This is a genomic window from Thalassotalea montiporae, assembly GCF_053485855.1.
Genome location: NZ_JBQRUO010000001.1, coordinates 78442 through 103684, shown reverse-complemented (window position 1 = coordinate 103684; position 25243 = coordinate 78442). Strand labels below are relative to the sequence as shown.

General features: G+C 43.8%; 19 protein-coding genes. 7 read left to right on the top strand and 12 right to left on the bottom strand.

Annotation, left to right across the window (positions count from 1 at the left end; all coding sequences use genetic code 11):
• Positions 1-61: 61 nt before the first annotated feature.
• The 3 genes from ACSLUR_RS00505 to ACSLUR_RS00495 are packed head-to-tail and all read right to left on the bottom strand — an operon-like array spanning position 62 to position 3483.
• The gene (locus tag ACSLUR_RS00505) at positions 62-1243 is read right to left on the bottom strand and encodes a hypothetical protein (RefSeq protein WP_448550817.1); all 1182 of its coding nucleotides are present in this window, start codon (positions 1241-1243) and stop codon (positions 62-64) included.
• Positions 1243-2463 carry a DUF3644 domain-containing protein gene (locus tag ACSLUR_RS00500; RefSeq protein WP_448550815.1) on the bottom strand — a complete coding sequence of 407 codons (1221 nt, stop codon included), beginning with the start codon at positions 2461-2463 and terminating at the stop codon, positions 1243-1245. Before ACSLUR_RS00500 ends, ACSLUR_RS00505 begins: the two co-directional genes overlap by 1 nt.
• A gap of 24 nt (positions 2464-2487) precedes the next feature.
• Complete coding sequence (locus tag ACSLUR_RS00495; protein WP_448550813.1) at positions 2488-3483, bottom strand: nuclease-related domain-containing protein; 996 nt, start codon at positions 3481-3483, stop codon at positions 2488-2490.
• A 271-nt stretch (positions 3484-3754) separates the two neighbouring features.
• Here ACSLUR_RS00495 and ACSLUR_RS00490 point away from each other — a divergent pair, with 271 nt between their 5' ends.
• The 4 genes from ACSLUR_RS00490 to ACSLUR_RS00475 all read left to right on the top strand — a co-directional run bounded on the left by ACSLUR_RS00490 (position 3755) and on the right by ACSLUR_RS00475 (position 8667).
• Positions 3755-4693, top strand: a complete 939-nt coding sequence (locus tag ACSLUR_RS00490) for an SPFH domain-containing protein (protein ID WP_116006562.1) — start codon at positions 3755-3757, stop codon at positions 4691-4693.
• Between the two features lie 19 nt (positions 4694-4712).
• On the top strand, positions 4713-5165 hold the full coding sequence (locus tag ACSLUR_RS00485; RefSeq protein WP_448550810.1) for an NfeD family protein: 453 nt from the start codon (positions 4713-4715) through the stop codon (positions 5163-5165).
• 54 nt (positions 5166-5219) lie between these two features.
• A complete protein-coding gene (locus ACSLUR_RS00480; RefSeq protein WP_448550808.1) occupies positions 5220-6380 on the top strand; it encodes a hypothetical protein in 1161 nt (386 codons plus the stop codon).
• 223 nt (positions 6381-6603) lie between these two features.
• Entirely contained in the window at positions 6604-8667 is a 2064-nt protein-coding gene (locus ACSLUR_RS00475; RefSeq protein WP_448550806.1) for a spermidine synthase, read from the top strand.
• Between the two features lie 194 nt (positions 8668-8861).
• Here the strand turns inward: ACSLUR_RS00475 and ACSLUR_RS00470 are convergent, their stop codons facing one another.
• The 7 genes from ACSLUR_RS00470 to mpl all read right to left on the bottom strand — a co-directional run bounded on the left by ACSLUR_RS00470 (position 8862) and on the right by mpl (position 19586).
• Positions 8862-9947, bottom strand: coding sequence for a 2Fe-2S iron-sulfur cluster-binding protein (locus tag ACSLUR_RS00470; protein ID WP_448550804.1), 1086 nt, complete (start codon positions 9945-9947; stop codon positions 8862-8864).
• A 32-nt stretch (positions 9948-9979) separates the two neighbouring features.
• A complete protein-coding gene (locus ACSLUR_RS00465) occupies positions 9980-11020 on the bottom strand; it encodes an MBL fold metallo-hydrolase (RefSeq protein ID WP_448550802.1) in 1041 nt (346 codons plus the stop codon).
• Positions 11020-11448, bottom strand: coding sequence for a PaaI family thioesterase (locus tag ACSLUR_RS00460; protein WP_448550800.1), 429 nt, complete (start codon positions 11446-11448; stop codon positions 11020-11022). The genes ACSLUR_RS00465 and ACSLUR_RS00460 overlap by 1 nt, the downstream gene beginning before the upstream one ends.
• Positions 11449-11495: 47 nt before the next feature.
• Positions 11496-13532: an alkaline phosphatase D family protein gene (locus ACSLUR_RS00455; protein WP_448550798.1), complete on the bottom strand. Its 2037-nt coding sequence runs from the start codon at positions 13530-13532 to the stop codon at positions 11496-11498.
• Positions 13533-14014: 482 nt separating this feature from the next.
• The gene (locus ACSLUR_RS00450) at positions 14015-17197 is read right to left on the bottom strand and encodes an amidohydrolase family protein (protein ID WP_448552937.1); all 3183 of its coding nucleotides are present in this window, start codon (positions 17195-17197) and stop codon (positions 14015-14017) included.
• 266 nt (positions 17198-17463) lie between these two features.
• Positions 17464-18117 (bottom strand): flavin prenyltransferase UbiX, encoded by a 654-nt coding sequence (locus ACSLUR_RS00445; protein WP_448550796.1) that lies wholly within the window; start codon positions 18115-18117, stop codon positions 17464-17466.
• Positions 18117-19586: a UDP-N-acetylmuramate:L-alanyl-gamma-D-glutamyl-meso-diaminopimelate ligase gene (mpl, locus tag ACSLUR_RS00440; RefSeq protein WP_448550794.1), complete on the bottom strand. Its 1470-nt coding sequence runs from the start codon at positions 19584-19586 to the stop codon at positions 18117-18119. The genes ACSLUR_RS00445 and mpl overlap by 1 nt, the downstream gene beginning before the upstream one ends.
• A 247-nt stretch (positions 19587-19833) precedes the next feature.
• Here mpl and ACSLUR_RS00435 point away from each other — a divergent pair, with 247 nt between their 5' ends.
• Both ACSLUR_RS00435 and ybaK read left to right on the top strand, forming a co-directional pair.
• On the top strand, positions 19834-21789 hold the full coding sequence (locus ACSLUR_RS00435; protein ID WP_448550792.1) for an MOSC N-terminal beta barrel domain-containing protein: 1956 nt from the start codon (positions 19834-19836) through the stop codon (positions 21787-21789).
• Between the two features lie 42 nt (positions 21790-21831).
• The gene (gene ybaK / locus ACSLUR_RS00430) at positions 21832-22299 is read left to right on the top strand and encodes a Cys-tRNA(Pro) deacylase (protein WP_448550790.1); all 468 of its coding nucleotides are present in this window, start codon (positions 21832-21834) and stop codon (positions 22297-22299) included.
• A 7-nt stretch (positions 22300-22306) separates the two neighbouring features.
• Here the strand turns inward: ybaK and ACSLUR_RS00425 are convergent, their stop codons facing one another.
• Together ACSLUR_RS00425 and ACSLUR_RS00420 are read right to left on the bottom strand one after the other, a co-directional pair.
• Positions 22307-22843, bottom strand: coding sequence for a response regulator transcription factor (locus ACSLUR_RS00425; RefSeq protein ID WP_448550788.1), 537 nt, complete (start codon positions 22841-22843; stop codon positions 22307-22309).
• Positions 22844-22925: 82 nt separating this feature from the next.
• Positions 22926-24122: a sensor histidine kinase gene (locus ACSLUR_RS00420; RefSeq protein WP_448550786.1), complete on the bottom strand. Its 1197-nt coding sequence runs from the start codon at positions 24120-24122 to the stop codon at positions 22926-22928.
• Positions 24123-24493: 371 nt separating this feature from the next.
• Between ACSLUR_RS00420 and ACSLUR_RS00415 the strand changes: the two genes are divergently transcribed.
• Positions 24494-25228, top strand: a complete 735-nt coding sequence (locus tag ACSLUR_RS00415) for a 5-oxoprolinase subunit PxpA (RefSeq protein ID WP_448550784.1) — start codon at positions 24494-24496, stop codon at positions 25226-25228.
• The last annotated feature ends 15 nt before the right edge of the window (positions 25229-25243 follow it).

Genomic DNA, 25243 nt, shown 5'->3' with positions numbered 1-25243 from the left:
TTTTCTAGATTAACTTTATTTGAGTAAAAACCAGCTTCCGCTGGCTTTGAGAGCAAAGGCTTTACCTTGAGTAGAACCTCTTCGGATTATTTAACAAAAACTGACGACAAACTCCGCAAATCTCGATATTATCGAATGTTGATACATCGAATCCGATATCAAAGGACCAGCTAATTAAAGCCTCGCCTTCATCAGATAAAACATGAAAAGTTTCTATGGATTTAACCGATTCTAGCGAACACTCTGCATGCAGAACTACTTCCATTTCATCGTCATCTAATGATTCAACTTCAATTTTCGATTCAGCGATAAAACTGCTTACTTTACCTATATTTTTATCAAATTTTTCATCCGTAATTACTAATACTTTTTCATGAAGTAAGTCATAAGAAACTTTATTCATCAAACTATGACTTATTGATGCACCTGAACGACCTACATTAAACCTGCTGTCAGTAATGCGCTTTATTATAAAGCTTAACTTTTCTAATGTTTTACTAATTTGAATTTTTTCAGCAAAGTTGTCCGCTGGTATATAAACATCTCTTCCTTCTTTGGCATGAAAAAGGGGTAACCTGCCCAAGCGATATATTTCGTCAGCTAAGATTCCTGCCCCTTTTTCTTCTTGCTCTCCGACCCAATAGGTCAATTGAAGGCGCTTATAGTGCTCAAAGAGAAAAGCTTTCAACCAATTTCGTTCAGTGTACTTCTTCTTATCAAACGGTAGCTCACTTGATACAAGCAATTCCAACGCTAAGTACATATTTCGGTATGCATCATAAATGTCATCTGATGCTTGAGATAACCTGAAGTATCGAAAAGCATGATGATATTTCTGTTTTACTTTAACTGGCGGTACGACATTGCCATCTTTGTCATAAGAGGTTATCTGAATAGGGCCAATTTTCATCGGCTGCGAAATTGTTATATGGTGATATAGTTTTCTTTTCCCCTCATCATTCCACCACGATAAATATTCTTCATCAGACTTCTCTGTTATCAAAGTTGTCACAGCGTTTAGGCATAAGATATCTAATACTTCTTGTATTATTTTATACCCTTTTGAGTGGGTCTCATCTCTATTAGATGCCCCGTTAAATTCACAAAAGATAAGTTGGTGAGCGGGATCTGCCTTAATTACAGCACCTTCATATGTATACTCGATATATTTATCAGGCTTTTTTGTTAAATAAATGCATAAACCGCTATCAAAATTGCCATCAAAATCAATTAAATTGGACACTACTTTTTCTTCTTACTTAGTTGCCGCCTGCGAAACTCTTTAGCCGACTCCAACCAATTTGGCTGCTTTAAGTTATCGACAAACCACACAATAAATTTCTCTGAATAGCGGGGAATTCCATCTATTTCATATCGATATTCAGATTTCTTCTGTTTATTTACTTTATGTTTATTCAATACAGCCTGAAATGCACCACTTTTTATGAATTCAATGTTCTGTCGTTTGTTAATTTCTGCCAAAGCTTTTTTCATTCGGTACGGGTGCGTTAATTCAGGATCTTTGGTTTTAGTAATAATAATTGCACCTTCGCCTTCATCCCCAACACTTAACGAAAGATCGCTTTCATCCTCTCGCTTGACTAAAGCAAGGCGATAATCAATAGGTATAGTGAACTCTGTTGAATCAACTTCTTTAGCAGTTTTATCAAATTGATTAATAAACCTAGATACAGAGTTTGCAGTATGTTTGCCATACTGTTTTTGAATCAATGCAATCTCTGGTTTCGGTCCATCGAGCACAAGGCTCAGCATCCCAACACTCTGTCCAGATAGTGGTGCATTACCCATCTCATTCTTATATCTTGTTTGATAATTCAGTACGGTAGCTTGAAAAAGCCTTGATAATTGAGATTGCAACTCAGGAATTAACAGGTGAACGGCCTGATCTCTCAAATCAATAAGGGTTTCCAAGTTAATACGAACAGGATCTTTTTCTTGAAGTCTACGTTTTACAGCATCAGTAACAGAAATACTTCGATCATCTTCATAAAATATTTTCTCATAGCCATCGACTTTCAACACCTCCGCCTTCAGCAACAATTCCCAAGCATTAACCATCATTATCGTGAAGGCTTCAACTCTGTTTTTCATGCTTGGGCGATTATAAACTTCCAACGCTAACGTGAATGCATCCAGACTTCGACCAATCAATTTCTGGTAAAACTGTTCTTCGGGGGTCTTCTTTTTCGCTTTTGCTGACTGACTCATAACAGCCAGAAACTCTTCATTTGAAAGTGCGGCAACTCCTTCACACCTGTATTTGGTGCGAGAGCCAGCGTGAAAAACATACTTATCTAAAAGCTTTTCATTAATATATTTATTAACCGAGTTTTTGTTGTATGTTGTCTGCTCTACAATCATATCGGCAGTAAAAATAGTACCGTTTACTTCAAATTCCCGCAGAGCTTCAGCTAGCTTAAGTTGGTTGTTATTTCTTGCCATATCGCCAATTCCTTGTGGTGCAAACTAATTTTCGTTTAAGTAATCAATATGATGCTTGTTGGTCTTTCTACCTTGTTTCAACCTCACAACATCTACATGCTTTACCACTTTTATTTTCAACTTATAGTTAATGACTTCTTCATTAAACGCTTTGATATAACTCACCATTTCGTCCAAATGACCAACATTATCTGGAAGCTTTGTTTTCAGTTCTGCATTGCGGGTAAACACAACAACCGAATGGAAAAGCTCGTGCGGCAAGTCCAGCAAAGCAGAAAGCGTTTTAGTGTGTTTATAATTTTGTCTTAGCGGGTTTTGAAACTGGTGTTTTGAGCGATGAATCGTTTGCGTCCAACTAGCTTGTTTTTCACTACCAAAGATCCAGCCGCTCATGTTCTTAGTTTCAATGACAAAAATGCCAAATCGAGAAACAACAACATGGTCTACTTGCGTGGTTCCACCATCTTCAAGCGGCAAGGTGACATCATTGATGATGGTATATTCACCAGAGTCTAGGTGCTTTTCTAAGCCTTTAATTACTAAATTTTCACCGATACGACCTTTAATCTGCGGTAGTTTTTTCTTGAAGTACGCCAGCGCTAGTGAACCTAAAAAGGCCAAAAATAACATTGCTAGCAAGGGTTTAAACATCAAGCTAAACGATGATGGTGGCTCTCTAAACTTTTCAGCTGTATCAGTATCTTTAGTTGGCAGAAAGGCGCTAGCTACATGATTTTCTTTAGCAACGATATCAGCTTTAGTTATTTGGTTGGCCGAAGGTTGAGACAAGCGGACAGTCTTTTGAACAGGGTGTTGGCAGTGCTTATCAAAACTTGTTTTTGATTGCAGATATAACCCTGAATTGCTGCCAAGCCTACGCTTATAGTCAGCCACTTGCTGCTTAATAAGAATGCATTCAGCTTCAGTATATTGCTGAATCTGATATTGTTGGATTGAGGCCTGCTGAGTCGCGTATAGCGGTGCCGACATGAGTGTCAGCAACCATAAAATCCATTTCACTTACTATTCCTTAGTAACGTCCTATCACTTCCAGCCAGTATAAAGGCGTAAGAGTTTTATCTTCAAAGAAAAATTTAACTTTTCACAACCATCGATATAAGAGTGCCAGCAACAATACCTGCCTTTGTCAGCCAACAAATAAAAACTAATCGTTTCAATATCTTTACTATTCGCTTATGGTAATTATTAAATTTTCTTAGTGCGATTAGTCACCTAATATAGCGCGAGAAATACAGACGGAATTTGAATTTATTAACAAAAAGGATACTCGATGGACATCATCTTAAATTACGTATTTACCGTGCAGTTTGCCCTGCTTGTTTTTGTACTGGTAGTACTAAAAAGTGGGATTAAATTTGTACCGCAAAATCGTGCCTATGTAATTGAGCGCTTTGGTAAATACACCCGCACCTTAGAGTCAGGCCTAAACTTTTTAGTGCCTTTTATCGAACAAATCAGCGCTGATCGCTCGTTGAAAGAGCAAGCGGTCGATGTTCCCAGCCAAAGTGCCATTACTAAAGACAACATCACCCTTACTGTTGACGGTGTTTTGTATTTCCGCGTACTAGACCCACAAAAAGCGACTTACGGGGTTGATGACTACAACTTTGCTGTGACTCAGCTGGCACAAACCACCATGCGTTCTGAAATCGGTAAAATGGAGCTGGATAAAACCTTTGAAGAGCGTGACGCCATAAACGCTGCCATTGTGAATGCCATTAATGAAGCTGCGGGTACTTGGGGCGTGCAGGTATTACGTTACGAGATTAAAGACATTATGCCTCCAAATTCGGTAATGAATGCGATGGAGCAACAGATGAAAGCGGAGCGGGAGAAACGCGCTACCGTTCTTGAATCTGAAGGCTTAAAACAAGCTGAAATCAATAAAGCCGAAGGTGAAAAGCAAGCCAAAATTCTAGCCGCAGAAGCAGATAAGCGTGAACAGGTATTAAAAGCGGAAGGTGAGGCGGAAGCGATAATTAAAGTGGCAAATGCACAGGCAGAAGCGATTGAGAAAATTGGTGAAAAGGCAGCAACCCAAGAAGGTCAAAAAGCGGTTGAACTAGAGCTCGCCACAAAAGCCATTGGCGCTAAAGAAGCCATCGCCAAAGACTCAACTGTTGTTCTGCTACCTGATGGCTCAACTGAAGCGGGCTCACTCGTTGCTCAAGCAACTAGCATTCTCAATGTGATGAAGCAGAAACCTTAATCAAAGATAAGGAAATCAAATGGAACTTATTGCTAATAATGCCGGTGAGTCATTAGTGACGCTCGGCCTTTTGCTGCTTATTATTGAAGTAGCTGTACTGGGTTTTTCTACTTTTATTCTGACCTTTGTCGGCCTTGCTTTAGTGATTGCTGGTAGCTTAGTGTTGACTAGCCTTGTCCCTGTGCAATTGATGCCGATAGTGTTGACCGTCGCGATCTTTACTACGATTTTCGCGGCGATATTGTGGAAACCATTAAAGCGTTTCCAAAACCGCCAAGATACCCACAAGGTGAAAAACGACTTTATCGGTATGGAATTTGTGCTAGATAAAGAAATTGACGCAACATCTTCTACGACCCACAAATTGTCAGGTATCGACTGGCAAGTGAAATCTAAGCGAACGATTCCTGCTGGCGCTAAAGTGGTAGTTATCGACACCGAAGTCGGCGAACTCTGGGTTGAGCCTGCTTAAAGTTCACGACAATATTAGTAGAAACAATGGATAGTGACTCGAAAAGGACTTTTTATGAAATGTTTTATTGCTTTTAGCGCAGTGCTACTGCTGTGCTCTTGTGCCGCTCCGCAATCAAATAAACTTGGTGAAACAGTTAATCTTGAAAACCCAAGCGAAAATACGCCAGAAATCCCAGCGATCTTTTCTGTGCCGCCAAAAGGCACAGATTTATTAATCTCTTATGACGCGTATACCGCCTATCGCGACAAATACCAATCAGCGGCTGGTGCAAAAAGCTTTGCTCAAGCACCTAGTGGGGCATGGGGTTATGTGACCAAGCGCGACACTCAAACTATCGCCAACTCAGATGCCCTAGCGCTTTGTGAACAGCACAATAAAAAGTTTGCAAGCACCTTTCCCTGTCAGTTGGTTAATGTTGCTGGTGAGTGGGTAAATAAGGGCAATGAGGCAGAAACAATTTTAGCTAGTTTACCCAAGTTTGCGCCAACAGCGCCGATAAACTTGCGTCAGCTAGCAAATAATGATGCTGAGGATATAAATTCAGAACATTATTCGTTGGCTCTGGCAAAACGTATTTGGTTTCACCAAAACGCTGTTAGTATTGACCCTTCAATTAGCTATGTAGGTTCGTCTTTCAATGTAGGGGCTTGGGGTGTTATTGGTGATTTTTATCCACCCGCCAAAACCCTAATGCGTTATGCCACTAATCATCTCAAACAAACCTTGCTAGAAAATCCTAAAAATAAGCTTGAAGAAATGCTGGAATACAGGAGTCTCAATAACGCTTTGCATCGAGCTGATAATACATACGAGCTGTTTCTCTGGTTAGATGAAAACCACCCAGATGTCGCATCGGCTAACTTTCATCTGTTTAGAGAGGCCTTGACGGAACGACAAGCTTTCCATCTCTATAGCAAATATACAAAGCCCCAAATTGACTACGCCGACTTAGTTTCTGGTTATCTTCATTCAAATAACGCAATAGAATCAAAAGGGTTACAAGCGCAAGACAAAATAGATAAAATTCGACTGTTCCATAAAAATAGATTTATTTATGACGTATCGAGACTAGTCGCGATATTAGCTATTAATAATCGTGCTGAAGAAGCAGAGCTTATTGTTAAAAAAGCGCAACTGGAGCTACCCTCTCAAGAATTTACCAACTCCCTAATCAGAGCACTCGATGGTGAGCTGCCTAAAGCCGTTTATTAGGGCGTGCGTTAGCCACTGTTTAAAATATTAGCCAAGCCAAACGCTTGGCTTTTTTATTGTCAGTTAATATGCGAGCAAACCAACCAAGATTAAAAGCGCAGTTTTTCACGTTTACCTAACTCGCTAGCTTTTCCCAACACTAACCGAGATAATTGCGCCATTATTCTTCTGTCACTAATCCAATACCATGCTGTTTTTGCTCACCGTTTTTCTAAGCGCTTTTTTGCTATTTCAAGTGCAACCTTTTATTGCCAAGGTAATTTTACCCGCCTACGGTGGCAGCGCGACTGTATGGACAACGTGTATGCTGTTCTTCCAGTTATTGCTGCTGGCTGGCTATAGCTATGCACATGTCTTGCAGCGACTATCGTTTACGCGACAGTGGCAAACCCATGGCGCAGTATTGATTTTATCGGCATTAAGCTTACCCTTTACGACACCAGCAGCTAGCCTTGAGTTTGGCATAAATGAGCCAATCACTAATATTTTACTCACCTTAGCCGTTGCCATTGGCCTCCCCTATTTTGCCTTGTCAGCCACAGGCCCTTTAGTCCAGCGTTGGTTAACCTTTAGCGATGAAACTAAGGTGCCGTATCGCTTGTATTCGTTGTCAAATATAGGTTCATTGTTGGCGCTCCTTAGCTACCCATTTGTCTTCGAACCCGTATTCGATTTACCACAACAAACCCTTGTTTGGTCAGGCGGCTTTATTGCATTTGCTATCGCGATGATGGCATTGGCACTTAAGCTTGAAAAATCAGGGGTTAGTGGGACTAACCAAACTCAACTGGATAATCAGAATGACACCAGCGAACAGCAGAAAAATACCAGTCGTGCCGTAACTAAATACACACTTGCATTGTGGTTAGGGCTTTCTGCACTAGGGGTGATGTTACTGGTTTCTACCACCAACGCGATGACGCAGAACGTTGCACCTATGCCATTTCTGTGGGTATTGCCGCTCGCACTTTACTTGCTAACCTTTATTATCGCTTTTCACAGCCCGCGCCTATATGTGCGCTGGTACTGGCTAGCTTTTTATTTGATTTGTGCGTTAATGGCCATCATGCTGCCAGTGGTTGGCTCGCAATTTGATTTTATCTCACAAGTGCTGATGTTCAGTTTCATTTTGTTTGCCGGCTGCATGATTTGTCATGGTGAGTTGATCAAACAAGCACCGAACGCTGAGCACCTGACGCTGTTTTATTTGATTATCGCTTTAGGTGGAGTGTTGGGCAGTGCCTTAGTCTCACTAGCGGCGCCACAAGCCTTTGATCAATTCTACGAATATCCAATCACCGTTATTGCCATTGTATTCGCGCTTATGGTGAGCTTAGCAAAGGCAACACAAGGAGTAGCTGGCATTAGCACAGCATTTGGCACCATACCTCGTACTTTAGTGTTGAGCTTTTTAGGGCTTACGGTAATCGCTTTATCCGGTGTTCAACTGTCGCTAGATAAACAGCTAACACAACATCAAATTGCCAGTGAACGTAACTTCTATGGATTATTATCAGTGGTTGAAACGTCGGTGAATGGTCAAGCAGAGCGCCGCTTAATTGATGGCACAACCTCACACGGTACCCAAGCCATTGAACCGGCATTGGCACAACAACCAAAAAGCTATTATCGCGCAAATACCGGTGTGGCATTAGCACTTGAAAACTACATGCCACTAAAACGCGCTATAACGCCCATTAAAGTTGGTTTAGTAGGGCTAGGCGCAGGCACACTTGCAGCCTATGGCAAACGCGGTGAGCAATACCATTTTTACGAGTTAAACCCAGCGGTTATCGATTACGCTCAGCAGTATTTTAGTTATTTAGCCAATAGCCAAGCTGACATTAGCTTGCACCAAGGTGATGGTCGCCTATTGCTGCAACACGCGCTACAAACAAGCGGAAGTGAAAATTTTGATGTGCTAGTGCTCGATGCCTTTTCTGGTGACGCCATTCCTGCGCACTTACTTACTGTTGAGGCGATGCAGTTATACCAAGCGCACCTAGAGAAAAATGGCGTACTCGCAGTTCACATCTCTAATAGTCATTTAGATTTAACGTCGCTAATCCGAAACTTAGCTAACTCCATTGGCATGCAAGCACATTATTTTTATACCGCCCCTACCACCAGCGAACCTAATGCCGCGCAATGGGTATTAATTTCCAACAACACTGAGTTGATAAAGCGCTACCAAGTTAAAAAATACATTTCCCAATGGCCAAGCGAGCATCAAGCGGACGTGCTTTGGCGCGACGATTACAGCAATCTATTATCGGTATTGAAATAGTCTTTGTGATTGCGTTAAGTGAGTAAAATGCAGGGAAGCAAAAAGAAGAAAGCCAGGTAATGAAACACCTTATCAAATCCCGTTAGCCCCCTAATGGGTTTGATAAAATATTCAGCACTAGGCTTAATATCGCCTGGCTATAGTTATCTTAACAGTGTCCAGTCGCGCTTGACAATTACAAATATATGAAAGAGTTAGAGGCGAATTTTTACTTGAGTTGACTGGGCAATTGCTTGGCAACTAAGAATACTACCCTCTGCTTGTTCTTCGTCGCTTAAGAACAAGTTTTCAACCATTGCGACTTCACCGCTGATGAGCTGACATTGGCAACTCCCACACACCCCCTCTTCACAGCTAAACGGCGCATCGATATTCGCACGCAACATTGCATCAAGTAGCGATTCATTCGCCTCAACATTGACGGTTTGTTGCTGGCCACTGAGTTCAACACTAAGCTCAGCAGCTTGGCTAGCTGACGCTTTAGTCGTGTTATTTTTGCTGCCAGCACCAAAGCTTTCCTGCAAAATAAACTGTTTGTCGATCCCCGCTTGTTGCAATGTCTGATTAACTGTTTCCATAAAACCGTTGGGGCCACATAAGTAGTAAACCGCTTGCTTGACTTGCGCAAGCTCGCTCAACACCAATTTCACTAACGTGTTGGTCACGCGTCCCTTGTGCCATAAATGCTTACGCCCGAACCAACTAGGTTTTGAATGACAGAGCATTAAAGTGAAGCGTTCGGGAAATCGTTCAACTAATACCTGTAACTTATCAGCAAAAATCGTATTTCGCTGATTACGGTTACTGTAAATCAAATACACTTTGCTACGCGGTGTTTGTTTTGCCATTAATAGCGCCGTGACCATGCTAAAAATTGGCGTAATTCCGCTTCCTGCGGCAAAGAAAATATGGTGTTGTGGAGCGTTTAAGTCCTGCTGAGTCGTAGCGTGATTGATGGACGATTTTGGCAAATTGAATAAACCACCAGGCTTACTAACCTCCAAATATTGGCCAGCTCTAACGTTCTTCAATAGAAAATTTGAAACCGCGCCCAGTTCAACCGATTTTATCGTTAACCGTAAACCAAGGGTTTGCGGGCAGTTCGACAACGAATAACTACGGATATAGCTTTTATCGCCAAGCTTGACTCTGATATTAACGTGTTGGCCTGGTTGCCAGCTAAAACTGCCAGCTAGGTTGGTGGGTACATCAAGCAAAAACGACTTAGCGTGTTTGGTTTCCTTAATGACTTCTCTGACTTTTAGGTTAAAAAAATCCATGACAACTTACTGATTATTAGCGCATCCTGATATTACTTAATAAACCATGCCAGTGTTTTTTGCCACCAACTCGGCTCACCAAGAGGATAAATAATGACTTTATCCAATACTTTACGTTCGGCCACATCACCTAGATTGATCAGCTCGCGATTAAGCTCGTTAAGTAAACTTGGTGCAAGCGGCAGTGGCAATTCATTTGGCTGATATGTGCTGCCCATCGGGAAGTCTTTGCCCTTGGTGATCGACATTTCAATATGGGTGCCCATCAGTGCCGAAATCGGTTTTGATTGAGCAAATAAGTACAGCAAGCGAATACTGGTTTTAAAGGCTGGCCAATCGCGAATGTATAAGCGACCTGGGTAGATGGTATCGCCAGTTAACAGCCAACCGGTTTGTGGGTCGTAAATCGCGATGCTTTCGGCTTGATGCCCGGGTATCGGCATTACAATCAATCGACGGCTACCTAACTGCAAGTAGCTTTGCTGAATGGCACCTTGTTCAACATAGTTAGGGTTGTTATCCGCCACAATATCTGATGGTTTGTGAGGCTGAGTAAATTTAAAAAACGCACTGACGGCTTCAGCCTCTGGCGCGATAAAAACTACCTCTGGTTTATTGATAAATTGGCTATCACCAGCGCGATGATCGCTATGAGAATGCGAGTGGCTGACAATCAGCGGATAGCTATCTAACTGGTTCGCTTGTTTAAAATCATTCAAGATATCTTTAACGGTTTGATAAAGCGGGAAGTCTTTGGCACTTTCTGTCGCGCCAGTATCTTGCAACAAGGCTTTATTGTCACCGAGCAGTAAATAAATAAACGGCGCTTCAAAGTGCTGGCATTTGTTCTGCCGAAAAATATAGGTGCGCTCGTTAACTTTAAGAGTTTCAATCGCAGGTTGAGTGTCGTTAGCGCAGTCTTGGCTACCTGCATACCAAGGGTATTGATTAACCTTGTCTAGCCAAGCTCGTTGCTCAGCAATAATTGAATCTGCGGACGTTGCGCCAGAAGCGATGACCATAAAAAGTGCAGCTAACGTGCTGGGCAGCTTTATATTTATCAATGCTTTCATTAGTTGCTATAGCCTTTAGCATCAACAAGTCGGTTTTTGCTGCGAACAAACAGGCCATTACCACGCCCGACTTCCCTATCTTGATCATCAAAAACCACTGCTTCAACAATAAACTGTGACTTGTTAGCGTTCACCACCTTGCCAACCGCCCGCATTTTGCCTTGCGAGATTGGCCTAGTGATATAAGTGGTAAACGAGGTGGTAACCACAAACACTTCGGTTTCTAGCGAGTTAGCGGCAAAGAAAGCGGCATCATCAAGCAGTTTAAAATATACCGAACCATGGGCGCTGCCAGCAGAATGCAAGTGTTTAGGCTGCAATTCGATAACCACTTCACTAACCCCTTCGTCGATAGTCAGTGTTGGCTGATAAAACTCATTGATTGGCGCCGCCGCATACATGCTAATTAATTGTTGGTAATGCTTCATTGGTATGTTCTTTTTCTTATTAATTTTTAAGTGTTATGAGAATTGTTTTATTCGTTGCTTGAGCGAGCTGGCGACTTGAAACTCACCTGCTGACCACCTTCGATTAATAAACGTGTGGTAACTTCACTGGCATCAGCATTAAGCTCAAGCACACCAATGCCACAGCCGTTATACAAAGTTTTATCAACCGCAATGCTTGGTCTTCTAACCCTAATACGCATACGCCGCCGTTTAGTAAACCAATTAAGCGGTGAATATCGGCCATACAGGTAGTAATTTAACCGCTCAAGAGTGTGCAGTAATTTCGGCGGAAACGCATTTTTAATGCCGCTACAGGTAATTTGCACAATCGATGAGCTAGAGCGAATAAAGCGGTGGCTAACATCGTATACAAACGAGTAATGAACATCGCCAGATAGAATAATAAATTGTGGCGGAGTTTTGCGATTACGGAAGATATTGAGCATTACATTCGCGGTGCCGCGATGTGCCATCCAGTTCTCAGCATCAACCGCCAGCGGATTGCCAAAGAAGGTAAATACTCGCTGCACGGTTTCAATAAGTTTCACACCATAAATAGGCGCGGCCGAAACTAAAATTACACTCGGCTCGTGAATGAGCTGTTGCTGTAATTCCGTTAGCGACTCCCAATCCATTAACCCCGATGGTTTCCCTGCATTACTTTCACTGCGCCAACGTTGAGTGCGGGTATCGAGTACCAGCATTTTCGGGCTAGTCGGCAAATGATAATGCCACTGGTCAAATGCCAGCATAGTGTCAACCAGCTGATCATGCTGCTGTAGCCCTTGCCCCGTAAACCACGTGGCATGCTGAGCTATTAATTCACTATGACGATGGGTTTGATTACCTAGCCCTTGGCATAAATAATACGCCACTAAGGCATTGCCAATAATGCGTTTGGAAAACGGATTTCCATAGGCTGCTTCTTCCCAGCCACGGGTTAGGTTCCAATCGTCGGTAATATCGTGATCGTCGAAGATCATATACACAGGCACATGTGCCATTGCTCGTCGAACTTGGCCTAAGCCGGCGATAAAATCTTCAATCGCCTGTAATTCATCAAGATAAAGTTGATGGCTTTCAGGGGGAACATTGGCGGGCGGCTGCTTAGGAATATCCACTAATGCCCAAAGCGTTGGCGACCACGTGAGCAAATACATGGCGATCATTTCACTTAACGTGACTAGGTGGTTTTTAGCATTAACTGAACTAAAAATGGGTAACCGGCGCGCCCCGAATAAACGTCGCTTCCACCCTGTACTGGCTTTGCTGTGTGGCAGCAATTGTTCACGTTGATAATAACCAAGCGGATGATGAAAAAGCTGCTCGCTGTTATGAATACTGTGCTCTTCTTTATCGCTACTCTTAACTCTATCGTTATTCTTAACTCTGCTAAAACGACTTGCTTGGCAATGGTCACTCGCAAGCTGCCATGATTCATCAAATAAACCTAATTTATCGATCAGCTGATGAATGGCAATTAACATGGGGCCCGCCACATCATCGATATACACTTGGTCGCCACTGAGCATTAGTAGCGACGGTCGCTGCTCGGCAGAAAATTCGCTAGTTGCGAGTTGGTTATCCAGCTCGACTAAGCTGTCTTTACCTGCAAAATGCGGCTTGCGACATGAGCCATGATATAAACGGCGAATATCTGGTTTAATGGCAAAGCTTGGCTTGTGCTGATTGGCACTTCCCTCATCCTGCACTTTTGGAGCAGCATAGCAAAGCTCAGGCAGATCTTTTCCTAATGAGAAAGCGACCTCGCCATCATCTGCAATCAACTTTAAGTCGTAATGGATAAGCGCATCGGTAGGCAGCGGCTGCGCCAGCTTAATATCAATCACATTGATAAAACATTGCTGACCCAAAGGTATCTGGTGATATTGCTCTGCTGTTAACTGCTGTGAGAATAGCACTTGTGTATCCTCACCTTGATCATAAGTTAATTCGAGATGAAATCGATAAGCATCCTTAGTGGCCAACCACAAGGTAAATTGATGCTGGTGACAATCACGTAATATCGGCCCTGCTAATAATGCAGGTAAAGAATGCGGCAAGTTAATAAGTGACCTCTTTTTATCGCAACTCAAATCAACAGAGTGTAGTTTTTCTTAATGAATAATTTACTTTTAAAAACAATAGTCTGTCTAGCAGGTAAGGCAGTAACTAACAAACTATTGTGTTAACAAGTATTAATACCAATTGAATTAATGAATTGATCAATTCAGAGCGCTATCACGCTCCCAAGGGCGAGTTTAAAAGACTTATATGCTGCGTTATTGATTTTAACAAGGGAATAACCATTCTTTGCAATCAATGCCTTGCCTCTAAGCCTTTTAATTCTCGCTGAATAACTAATTCTCTATTTCAATTGGTATAATTCATTCTAGATAAGGATTGGCTTCAGCACGTAACAATCGCATAAAAAGCACACTGAAAGTACGTAAAAAACCCGAGACAAGCTCGGGTTTTTATAGATTGCCTTAACTTAAATTAAGGTTAAGGCTAACGGGTACAGATTTACTTTGGTTGCACTTTACTACTCAAAGTAGAACTTCTCACGTTTATTGTCGTAGTTACCAATTTCATTCATGGTTTCCGCATCATATAAACGGCCATTGATCATGGTATGAGAAACCCGATCACTAATGCGAATATCTTGGGTGATATCGCCATCAACAATCATTAAGTCAGCCAGTTTTCCTGCTTTTATCGAGCCTAGCTGCTTATCTAAGCCTAAGGTAATCGCTGGCGACATAGTAGCGGTGCGTAGCGCTTGCAGCGGCGACATACCACCTTGCGCCATCATCCACATTTCCCAGTGCATGGCTAAGCCTTCACGTTGACCATGACCACCTGAGTTAACCTCAACGCCAAGATCTTGCATTTCTTTAGCAACGCGCGCGACATTCATATGGTTATAGTGGTGATGCGGCGCAGTTGGACGACGCATAGAACGTGGGTCTAAAAACTCAGACGGCACATATTGGCTTAAGCGCGGATGCTTCCACACCTCAGTTTTATCGTACCAGAAGTTTTCACCCCAAATACCACCGTAAGCGACACCCATAGTAGGCGTGTACGCCATGCCTGAGGCCGACCATAATTGTTTAATATCATCGTAAACATGTTCAGTTGGTATCGAGTGCTCTAGCGTAGTGTGACCATCAACCAACATGGTTAAGTTATGCTGCAATAACGAGCCGCCTTCTGGCATTACCATCACCTCTAACTCACGCGCCGCTTGAATAAACTGCTGACGTTGGTTACGACGTGGCTGGTTATAGCTTTTCACGCTAAAGGCACCAGCTTTTTTCAAGCGCTCAACGTGGAATTTAGCATCATCTAAGCTATCAACATGCGAGGTGTAACCCGCAACGGTTGCCCCGTATAAAATCGTACCGGTTGAATACAAACGAGCGGCGACAATATCACCCGCTTTTTGCATTTCACTCGCCGCAAAGAACTCAGTGGTATCGTTTGAAGGATCGTGAATTGTCGTCACACCCAAGGCAAGGCCAGCGTAGTTCTTCCAGTTTTGCTGTGGAATAATTTCTTCCAAGCCTTGCGGGCCATGGGCATGAGCATCAATTAAGCCCGGCATAATGGACTTGCCAGTAATATCAACCACTTTTGCACCACTTGGAATCGCAACATCTGCTTGAGTGCCTACTGCTTTAATGGTGTTGCCTACAACGATAACCACACCATTGTCAATCACTTGCTCGCCTTCCATCGTCACTACTTTACCCCCTACAAAAGCAAGGGTACCGGATGGCTTATCGACTTTGTGTTTGAAACCTAAATAAGTTTGTTTAGGTTCAATTTTATTATCGGCGTCTACTTCTTTTGCTTCTTCTGACGAATCAGCAATATCAAATAAACCACTCACATTGGTTTGGTATAAATCAGCACCTAAGCTCCAGTACAGCTCGTTTGATTTTGCACCCCAGCTAATACCTTCACCAGCACGCATGGATAGCTTTTTCACAGGTAGATTGCTAGCTTTTGGCCCAGTATCAATGACATCACCACGTTCGATGTAAGGCGTTACAAACACTTTAAAGCGCTCAGCAAACGCCACGTGTTCGCCATCAGGTGACACCTTGTATTCAGTGGCAAACTTGCCTTGGTAGAGTGTGGTATCGTGTTGACCATCTAAGTCGATGCGCGCCAGCTGGGTTTTCTCGCCGTTACGCACCACGTAAACGCGATCATTGCGCTTACCAAAGTGCGGTTGTAAACCGTTTTCAGTCACTAGCTTAGACTCGCCACCTTTACTTGATACGGCGTAAATACCCGGATTTAAGCCCCAAACCGGATTAGTGATAAAACCACCTGAAAGTTTTCGATAAACCACAGTTTTACCGTCAGGTGAGAAGCTAGGCTCAACATATTTACCCGGCTCTTTGGTGATCACTTTACCTTTGCCGCCACGGCTTGACGCGACGCGAATTTGGCCTAAGTCGTTATCATCCCAAGTCACGTACACAATTTTCTTACCGTCGCGTGAGAAGCTTGGGTTGTATTCAAAATGCTCGCTTTGCTTGGTTAAACGCTTCGGCTTACCGTTTGGCAGGCTGCGCGTATAAATATGCCCCATAGCTTCAAAAACCGCGCGGCGGCCATCTGGTGAAATTTCCACATCACGCAGCATTTTTACGTCGAATTCATCTTGCTCAATGGTTTGTTCAAAGCGCACCGCGGTTTGCAGCTTTTTCTCTGTTTCCACTTTAAATGGAATAATGCTGGCTGATTTTTTCGCGATATCTAGCTTGTTAATTTTACCGTTTGCCCAGAATACAATGTGCTTGTTATCTGGTGTCCACGCCATGGTTGGGTAAACACCATGAATTGCCCAAGTTTCCTGCATATCACGCTCTAAGTCGTCATAAACCAGCGTTTGCTCACCACTTTGTAGATCGTACAAGTACAGCTTAGATTGGAAATCATCTCGGCTGATAAACGCTAGGTAACGACCATCTGGTGACGGCGTTGGGCGAATGGCGCCGCCGCGACCAGAAAGAATGACTTCAATCTCACCAGTTTCCAGCTCTAGGCGCTTAATTTTATAAATGCCTTTTTCTGAATCTTTCGAGTAGTGGAAGGTTTTGCCCGGTGTTTCATCTTGTGAGAAGTAAACGTATTTGCCGTCAGGTGAAAATGCCGGCTCGCCTAAATCTTTTTGCTGGTTTGGACGCTTGGTTAGCATCACCCCTTGGCCACCGGTTTTGTGGTAAAGCCATACTTCACCTGCGCCCAATGAACGTGCGCCAGTGTAGTGCTTACGGCCGACTAAATAGTTACCATCTGGCGACCATGCTGGGCTGTTTAATAAGCGGAAAGTCTCTGTGGTGATTGCTTTACCGCCAGAGCCATCGGCATTCATGATCCATAAATTATCGCCACCGTCTTCATCTGAGGTGTAAGCGATATGCTTGCCGTCTGGGCTAAAACGCGGCTGCATTTGCCACGCAATATCTGTCATCAATGGCGTTGCTTTACCGCCTGAGATTGGCATGGTGTAGATATCACCCAACAAATCGAAGGCAAGGGTTTTACCATCAGGGCTGATATCAATATTCATCCAAGTACCTTGATCAACACTAATTTTGGTGGAAGTGAACTGGCCTTGTGGATCATTAACTGACCACTTTTTCTCAGTGGCATTAGCTTCGTCTGCTTTTGCATCAGCAGCAAAGGTGGTTGACGAGAACGCCATACCAACGGCTAAGGCAATCGCCGAAAGTTTATTTGCGCTATACGCACTTGATTGACCCATCAAGCGGCTAGAAAATCGTTTAGACATGTTGGAGTAACCTGTTTTTATAAACGTTATTAGTTTGAAGTATGTTTTGTTTTTACAGCCACTAACTAAAGCACAGTGGCTGCAAAAAGATAAGGTTTTTGCGATAAATAGGAATATTTTTGCGGTTGTATTCTTTATTCAAAAGTAAACTAAGTTTTACTGATAGCACTGGGAATGAACTAGTGCTGATAACCCCAGCGCGGCATAATTTTTTGGTCGATACCTAAATGATCCAATATTCTGCCAACCATAAAATCCACCAAATCATTAATAGATTCCGGCTGATGGTAAAAGCCAGGGGCAGCAGGCATTACCGTTGCGCCAAGCTCAGACAGGCTCAGCATATTGCGCAGATGTATGGTAGAAAACGGCGTTTCTCTTGGCACTAAAATCAACTGGCCGCGCTCTTTAATCACCACATCGGCAGCGCGCTCAATTAAGTTATCACTCATCCCTTGACTGATTGCCGCCAGCGTACCGGTTGAGCAAGGACAAACCACCATTTGTTTGGGTGCGGCAGAGCCAGAGGCGACTGGCGAAAACCACTGTTCTTTACCAAAGGCGATTACTTGCTCAGGCTTAGCATTAAAGTGCTGGCACCAAAATGCACTTTGCGCTTCGGGTGAACCCGGCAGTTTTAAGCCGACTTCGGTATCAAATACGACTCGTGCCGCGCTCGACATTAAAACATACACTTGCTTATTGGCAGCCACTAAACATTCAATTAAACGTAATGCATAGCAAGCACCGGATGCACCAGTAATGGCAACGGTAACGGCGCTATCAAAGCCCTTATGTTGAGCTTTTGCGATGGTATTAAGTTGCTCTGTCATTAAACCTGTTTCAACCTTTCATTCGTTTTCTTTGCTGCTAGCTCTACGTTGTGTTCGTGCTTTTGGCTTAATGCTGCAAGGAGTTTGTTATGAAAACCGCCAAAGCCACCATTGCTCATCACCACCACATGATCTGCTGGCTGTGCCGCTGCCGCAACTTTTGCCACCAGCGCATCAATATCAGCCTCAGCAATACAAGTTTGCTGACACTGCTCGGCGATATCTGCCACTGACCACTGCACCTTTTCCCCTTGGAAAATATAGACTTCATCTGCTTGGGCAAGTGATTTACCCAAAGTACCTTTGTGTACACCACTTTTCATGGTGTTGGATCTTGGCTCCAGTACCGCTAGCACTCTACTCTTATTGTCATGACTGGTAACGTGAGCGCGCATAGCACTGAGTGTTTTTGCTATTGCCGTTGGGTGATGGGCAAAATCGTCATAAACCTTGATGTTATTGATAGTGCCACGCAGCTCTAAACGCCGCTTGGTATTAATATATTCCGCCAGCGCTTCAATCGCGATATGACTTGGTACCCCCGCATGGCGTGCAGCGCCAATTGCCATCAGCGCATTGTCGATGTTGAAATCGCCAATCAGTGACCATCGCACAGTACCTTGCAGCTCGCCAGCAAAGTAGACTTCAAATTCACTACCATCATCCGTTAACTTTATTGCTTGCCAACCAGCGCTTTTCTCTTTTGATTGTGCACAACTATGAGCTTGTTCAGTTGGCGTCCAGCAGCCTTGTTCAAGGGTTTCGTTAATGTAAGTTTCATTCGCTGGCGATAACACTAAGCCATTGCTTGGCACCATACGAATTAAATGATGGAATTGACGCTGAATATCACTGATATCATTAAAAATATCGGCGTGATCAAATTCCATATTGTTGATCACTAGCGTTCTTGGGCGATAGTGAACAAACTTAGAGCGCTTGTCGAAAAAGGCAGTATCGTATTCGTCAGCTTCAATCACAAAAAATGGCGCATCACCCAGGCGTGCTGACACCTCAAAATTTTGCGGCACACCGCCAATTAAATAGCCCGGTTTCATATGGGCATATTCTAAAATCCAAGTCAGCATACTGCTGGTGGTGGTTTTACCGTGCGTACCTGATACCGCTAGCACCCAACGATCTTTTAGTACATTTTCTAATAACCATTGTGGGCCCGAGGTATACGGGATATTGCGATCAAGCACATATTCCACCATAGGATTGCCGCGCGCCATCGCGTTACCAACAATTACCATATCCGGCTCATCACTCAAGTGAGCGATGTCATACCCTTGCATCAACTCGATACCTAGAGCTTCCAATTGAGTGCTCATTGGTGGGTAAACGTTGGCATCACAACCGGATACGCGAAAGCCCAGTTGCTTTGCAATGGCGGCGATACCGCCCATAAAAGTGCCGCAAATGCCAAGAATATGTACGTGCTTCATTTGTTTGTTGATAATTTTCATCTAACTGCAATTAGCCGACAATATACCTGACTGGCAAGCAATTGAATACTTCGCCCTGTTATCCGCTAATCCGCTTAGGCGAGTTCAATCTAGTATTCATAAAGAATTTCATAGATTTGTCATTGCTTTATTAACGCTAATTGACCAAGATTTATGGAAATAATAGCGCGTAGGCTTTCGGGTTCATTCTTTCGGTTTCGAATTGGCAAGCAAGCGCGCGAACAAGAAATAGGAGCAGACAAGCGCAATGGCACACTTGCAAGAGATAAGCGTTTATCCGATAAAATCAACGGCTGGCATTCAGTTATCATCCAGTTGGGTTGACCCAATTGGTTTACCTTACGACCGTCGCTTTGTAATTTGCGATCAAAATGGCCAATTTATTACCGCCCGCACCCAGCCAAAATTATGTTTAGTGCAAGCCAACTTAACACCAGACGGCTTGATGCTAACCGCGCCAGATATGCCCTTGTTAGCAGTGCGATATAGCCAGTGCCTAGACGAATACCAACATGTTACTGTCTGGGGCGATACCATTTTAGGCCAGCGCAGTCATGAAAGTGTTGACCATTGGTTTAGTCAGTTTTTAGGGCAACCTTGTCACTTATTGTTCTTCGGTGAGCAATCTAATCGTCAGGTAAAAAACACCACCAACCCGGTCGCCTTTGCCGATGGTTACCCCTTGCTATTAATCTCGCAAGCCTCGCTTGATGACTTAAACAGTCGCTTAAAGCAGCCAATTTCGATGCGCCAATTTCGCCCGAACATTGTAGTACAAGACTGTGAGCCATTTGCGGAAGATACTTGGCGTCATATCCGCATTGGTGAAGTAGAATTTGAGCTAACCAAACCCTGCACTCGCTGTGTGTTTACTACCGTAGATCCCGACACTGGCGAAAAACACGGCCAGTTAGAGCCATTAGCGACATTAAAAAGCTACCGTCAAATAGCCAAAGGTGATGTGTTATTTGGCCAAAACTTAATTCCGCTTAATCAAGGGCAAATACGTTTTGGTGATCAGGTTAGCGTGCTAGAGCGCCAATTTGTCCCGGAGTTTGTTAACGTTAAAGCGGTTAGTCTTAGCAACGCCAACAAAAAGAGTAACGTAAACAAGAAGCAAAGCACTAACCAACAAGCAGCTGATACAGCAGGTCAAGCACCAAGTGTGGAACAAGCAAGCCTTGTTTGTCAGCATATTTACGACGAAACCCATGATGTTAAAACCTTCGTGTTCAAAGCAAAAAGCGGCAACTTGCCTGAGAATTTTCAGCATTATCAAGCCGGTCAGCACTTACCGTTTAAACTGACTATCGACGGTAAAACCGTTAATGCCGTTTATACCTTGAGCTCGTCACCAACGCGCAACCAGAGCTTAACCATTACCGTTAAGCGTGTGCCTAATGGCAAAGTCTCCAACTTTTTGCACGATCACTTTAACGTTGGCGATGAAATTCTGGCCAAAGCACCGAATGGCAAGTTCCACTTAGGCAATATCAGCCAGCAACGGATTTTATTGCTCAGTGCAGGCTCTGGTATTACCCCAATGTTGTCGATGCTAAAAGCGCTAACCGACCAATGCGATAACCGTGAAGTGATATTTTTCCATAGCGCCCGCAGTGAAAAAGACTTAATTGCCCTGGATGAAATCACGGCGTTAGCCAAGCAACATGGCAACTGCAAATTACACTTTACCCTAACGCAGTCAGCTCTGCCCCAATGGCAAGACTTTCAAGGGCACCTAAGCGCTAGCATGCTGGCTGTAATTCCAGATATTGGGAGCCTTGATGCTATGGTCTGTGGCCCGCAAGGGTTTAGAGACAGTGCCAAGGACCTGCTAATGGCCGCAGGCTTGCCAGAATCGCAATTTCACTTTGAAAGCTTTGGCACACGCCCGACCGATAAAAAGCCAGCAACGGAGTCACTGCCAGCACAGGTCAATATTCGATTCGAGTCATGGGATAAAGCTGTCTTAGGTAATACCAAGGAATCCGTATTAGATCAGGGCGAAGCGGCAGGGCTAATTATGCCTTATTCTTGTCGCGGCGGTATGTGTGGTAGCTGCAAAGTAAAACTAGACAGCGGCGAAGTGCGCCAGCTCGCCACCGATGGCTTAATGCCGGGCGAGCAAGAGCAAGGCTATATTCTTGCCTGTAGCTCCGTACCAAAAACCGATATTGTCATCAGTAAAGCACCAAGAAAGTAGTTAGCAACCCATTTATAACGTAAAAAGTATAGTAATTAACATATGACCCCAGCAGTTACCTTTGCCAAACGCCAAAAACTGGCGTTTGAGCTTTTAGAATATCAACACGATGCCAATGCCAGCTCGTACGGGATGGAAGCAGTTGAAAAACTGCAACTGCCCGCACAAAGCGTATTTAAAACCTTAGTGGTGGAAACCGACCAAGGGCAGCTAGTCGTTGCCATTATCCCCGTGAGCGAGAAACTTAGCCTAAAGCTCATCGCCAAAGCAGCAAAAGCCAAAAAAGCCGTGATGGCAGATCCTGATAAAGTGCAGCGCACCACAGGTTATGTACTTGGAGGTGTTAGCCCACTTGGACAGAAAAAACGCCTACCAACCTTTATTGATAGCAGTGCTGAGCAACAAGCAAAAATCTACGTGAGTGCCGGTCGTCGTGGTTTGGAAATTGGCATAGCGCCACAAGATTTAGAGAAATCATTAAATGCAGGGTTTGGCGCGTTAATCGCGTAGAAATTTATCAAATATTTACCGGCTTTTTTGCCAGCTTACGCTGCAAGGTTCGACGATGCATATTTAGTTGCCGCGCAGTCGCCGAAACATTACCTTGGTTTTCTTGTAGCACACGTTGAATATACTCCCACTCAATGCGCTCAGGTGAGGTTAAGGTTTGCGCAGGGTTAGGCAGATTATCCAAACAAAGCTGGTCGTTCACCTGACCTAACACCGCCAATAAAGAGCTTAATTCAATCGGTTTAGGCAGATAATCATCTGCGCCTGACTTTATCGCGGTAACTGTGGTGGCAATACTGGCGTAGCCTGTTACCAAAATGATTTTACTATTCGGCAAAGCAGCCCGTACTTGAGTGATCATTGGCAATGATGACTCACTGCCTAAGTTCATATCCAAAACCACAGCATCTGGCTGCCAACGCTGGCAGGTAGGTAGTAAGGCATCAAGCTGGTCGATATGCTCGACCTCAAATCCTTTGCGCGTGAGTTGGCGTGCTAGTACTCCCGCAAAGGCAATATCATCTTCTAATAGCAATAATTTCAAACACTTGCCTTTTTCGTTACCCTGCTATGTTCATGATTGAAAAAATAAAACATCATCAGTGACCATCATCAAGGACTAATGCTCAATGGCCAAGGGCCAACGCCTGACAAGGTAAAGTCACTTGGCTACGTGAGCCGCTAGGTAAATTAAATAACTGTAATTGTCCAGCAAATCGTTCAATGGTGGCATTGGCTAACGCCAGCCCCATGCCCATACCTTGTGATTTACTGGCAACCTTGACTTGCCCTAATTGTGACAGGAGTTTGGGATCTATGCCTTGTCCTTGATCATCAATATTTATCACTACTTGCTGAGCGCTGACGCTCACATCAATGGTGATTTCATCCTGCTGATTAGCAAGGCTAGCATAGGCGGCATTTTCCAATAAGTTGGTCAGTGACATTTGCAGATTAAAGTCGGTGGATATCACATAGTTCACGCACTCAGGCGCAACATAGAGTTGATAGCGAATATCGTTGCGGCTAATCCACCAATATTGCAAAGTCTGCTCAATAAAGTCATCAATTGCGACCAGTTTCATATTGGCTGATTGATGACTACGCACTTGTTGGGCGATGGTATGCACAGTTTGGTGACAAACATGAATTTGGGCACTGAGTTCGTCCACTAACTCCTGCTCATACGCTTGATGTTCCTTGAGTTCATCAACAAGCAAGCGCGCCGTCGATAACGGTGTTGCCAAACGGTGCGTGGTATTTGCCCCCATGGTTGCCACTGATAATATTTGCTCATCTCTTAGCTGGCGTTCACGCAATTTTCGAATTTGTTTTTGCTGGCTGATAATCGCTTGGCGCTGCTGAGTAACAAACCAAGTCATCAGCAAGGTGGAGATAACAAAAGTCAGCCACATACCGGATAAATGATTGGTAAAACTTTCCGATAGGTGTTCAAAATGAGCAGCATGCCCTTGCAGCATTAAGCCGGTATATATGGCAATTGCCAAGATAGCGACCAGCCAAGCAATGCGACGCTTCATCTCCATGGCAGCAACAATTACTGGCAAATAAAGTACAAAAACGCCTGCGTTACTGGCACCGCCATGCATTTGCAGCAACACGCCGTAAAAACATAAATCGAGCACAAAAGGGAACAATGACCATAGGTGATTAATAAGGTTAGATTGGCTTTGCGCTGCTAGCTCGCGAACATCTAAATAGCGAGTCATTAACGCCAATAACAGTGCATAGCCAGCACAGATTCCCCAAACCATAGGATTAGTCGCATCGCCAAAGAAAAAAATGGCTACTAGGCAGGTCAACCAAAGTAGCCAAGGTAGAAAAAACCACGAGGTTTTTTGCGGAACTTTGTTTGGAACATAGTTCGGAACATTGTGCGGAGTGTTCCGTGAAAAAAGTGCAGAAATCACTTGTGCCTTCAACTAGGTAATCTATCAACTAAAGCCAAAGGCTAATCAAGCCATAGGCGCATTGCAAGTTTGCATACCATCACCGGCCAAGTGTTGACGGAGTGTTAGCTGTGCCAAACATAACACTGGCTAGTCGATCGCTTTATTGGCCTTATTTTAATGATCGTAGGTTGATATGAGGATGTGACAAATTGTCGCACCAGATGACGAAATGCGGTATAACCAAGACATGAACAAATCAGTAAACGCGATGTAGGCTCAGCGTGAAAAAAATTAAGCTTAACTGTGATTTAGGTGAAAGTTTCGGACAGTGGACAATGGGCCGCGACGAGGCAGTTATGCCATTAATTGACGAAGCCAACATCGCCTGCGGCTATCACGCTGGCGACCCTCTGGTCATGCAAAAAACGGTCGCCTTGGCGGTGAAACATCAAGTGAGTATTGGTGCCCACCCTAGCTATCCAGACTTACAAGGCTTTGGCCGCCGCTCAATGGCGATGACAAGTGAAGAGCTTATTGCTAACTTGCAGTATCAATTGGGGGCGTTACAAGGCATCTGCCAAGTCAATAATGCAACATTAGCATTTGTTAAACCCCATGGCGCGCTCTACAACGATATGATGCGCGATATCAGCCTATTCGCAACTATCTGCCAAGCGATTAGCCAGTTCGACCTAAACTTAGTGCTGGTGATACAAGCCTTACCTGATACGTCACAATGGCAAGCAATCGCTGAGCAATTCCAGCTCACATTACGTTTTGAAGCGTTTGCCGACCGCCATTATCAAGACAATGGCTTGTTGGTGCCACGTAGTGACGCTAATGCGGTAATTACAGATCCTGAGCAAGTTTACAAAAGAATTAGCCAGTTAGCGGCAACAGGTCAACTACTCAGTATTAATGGCAAACCGTTAACACTGCAAGTTGACACCATTTGTGTGCATTCAGACACAGACAATGCATTGGAAATCGCCAGCAAGTTAGCGAGCATTAACTAACCCACCTTGATTAGA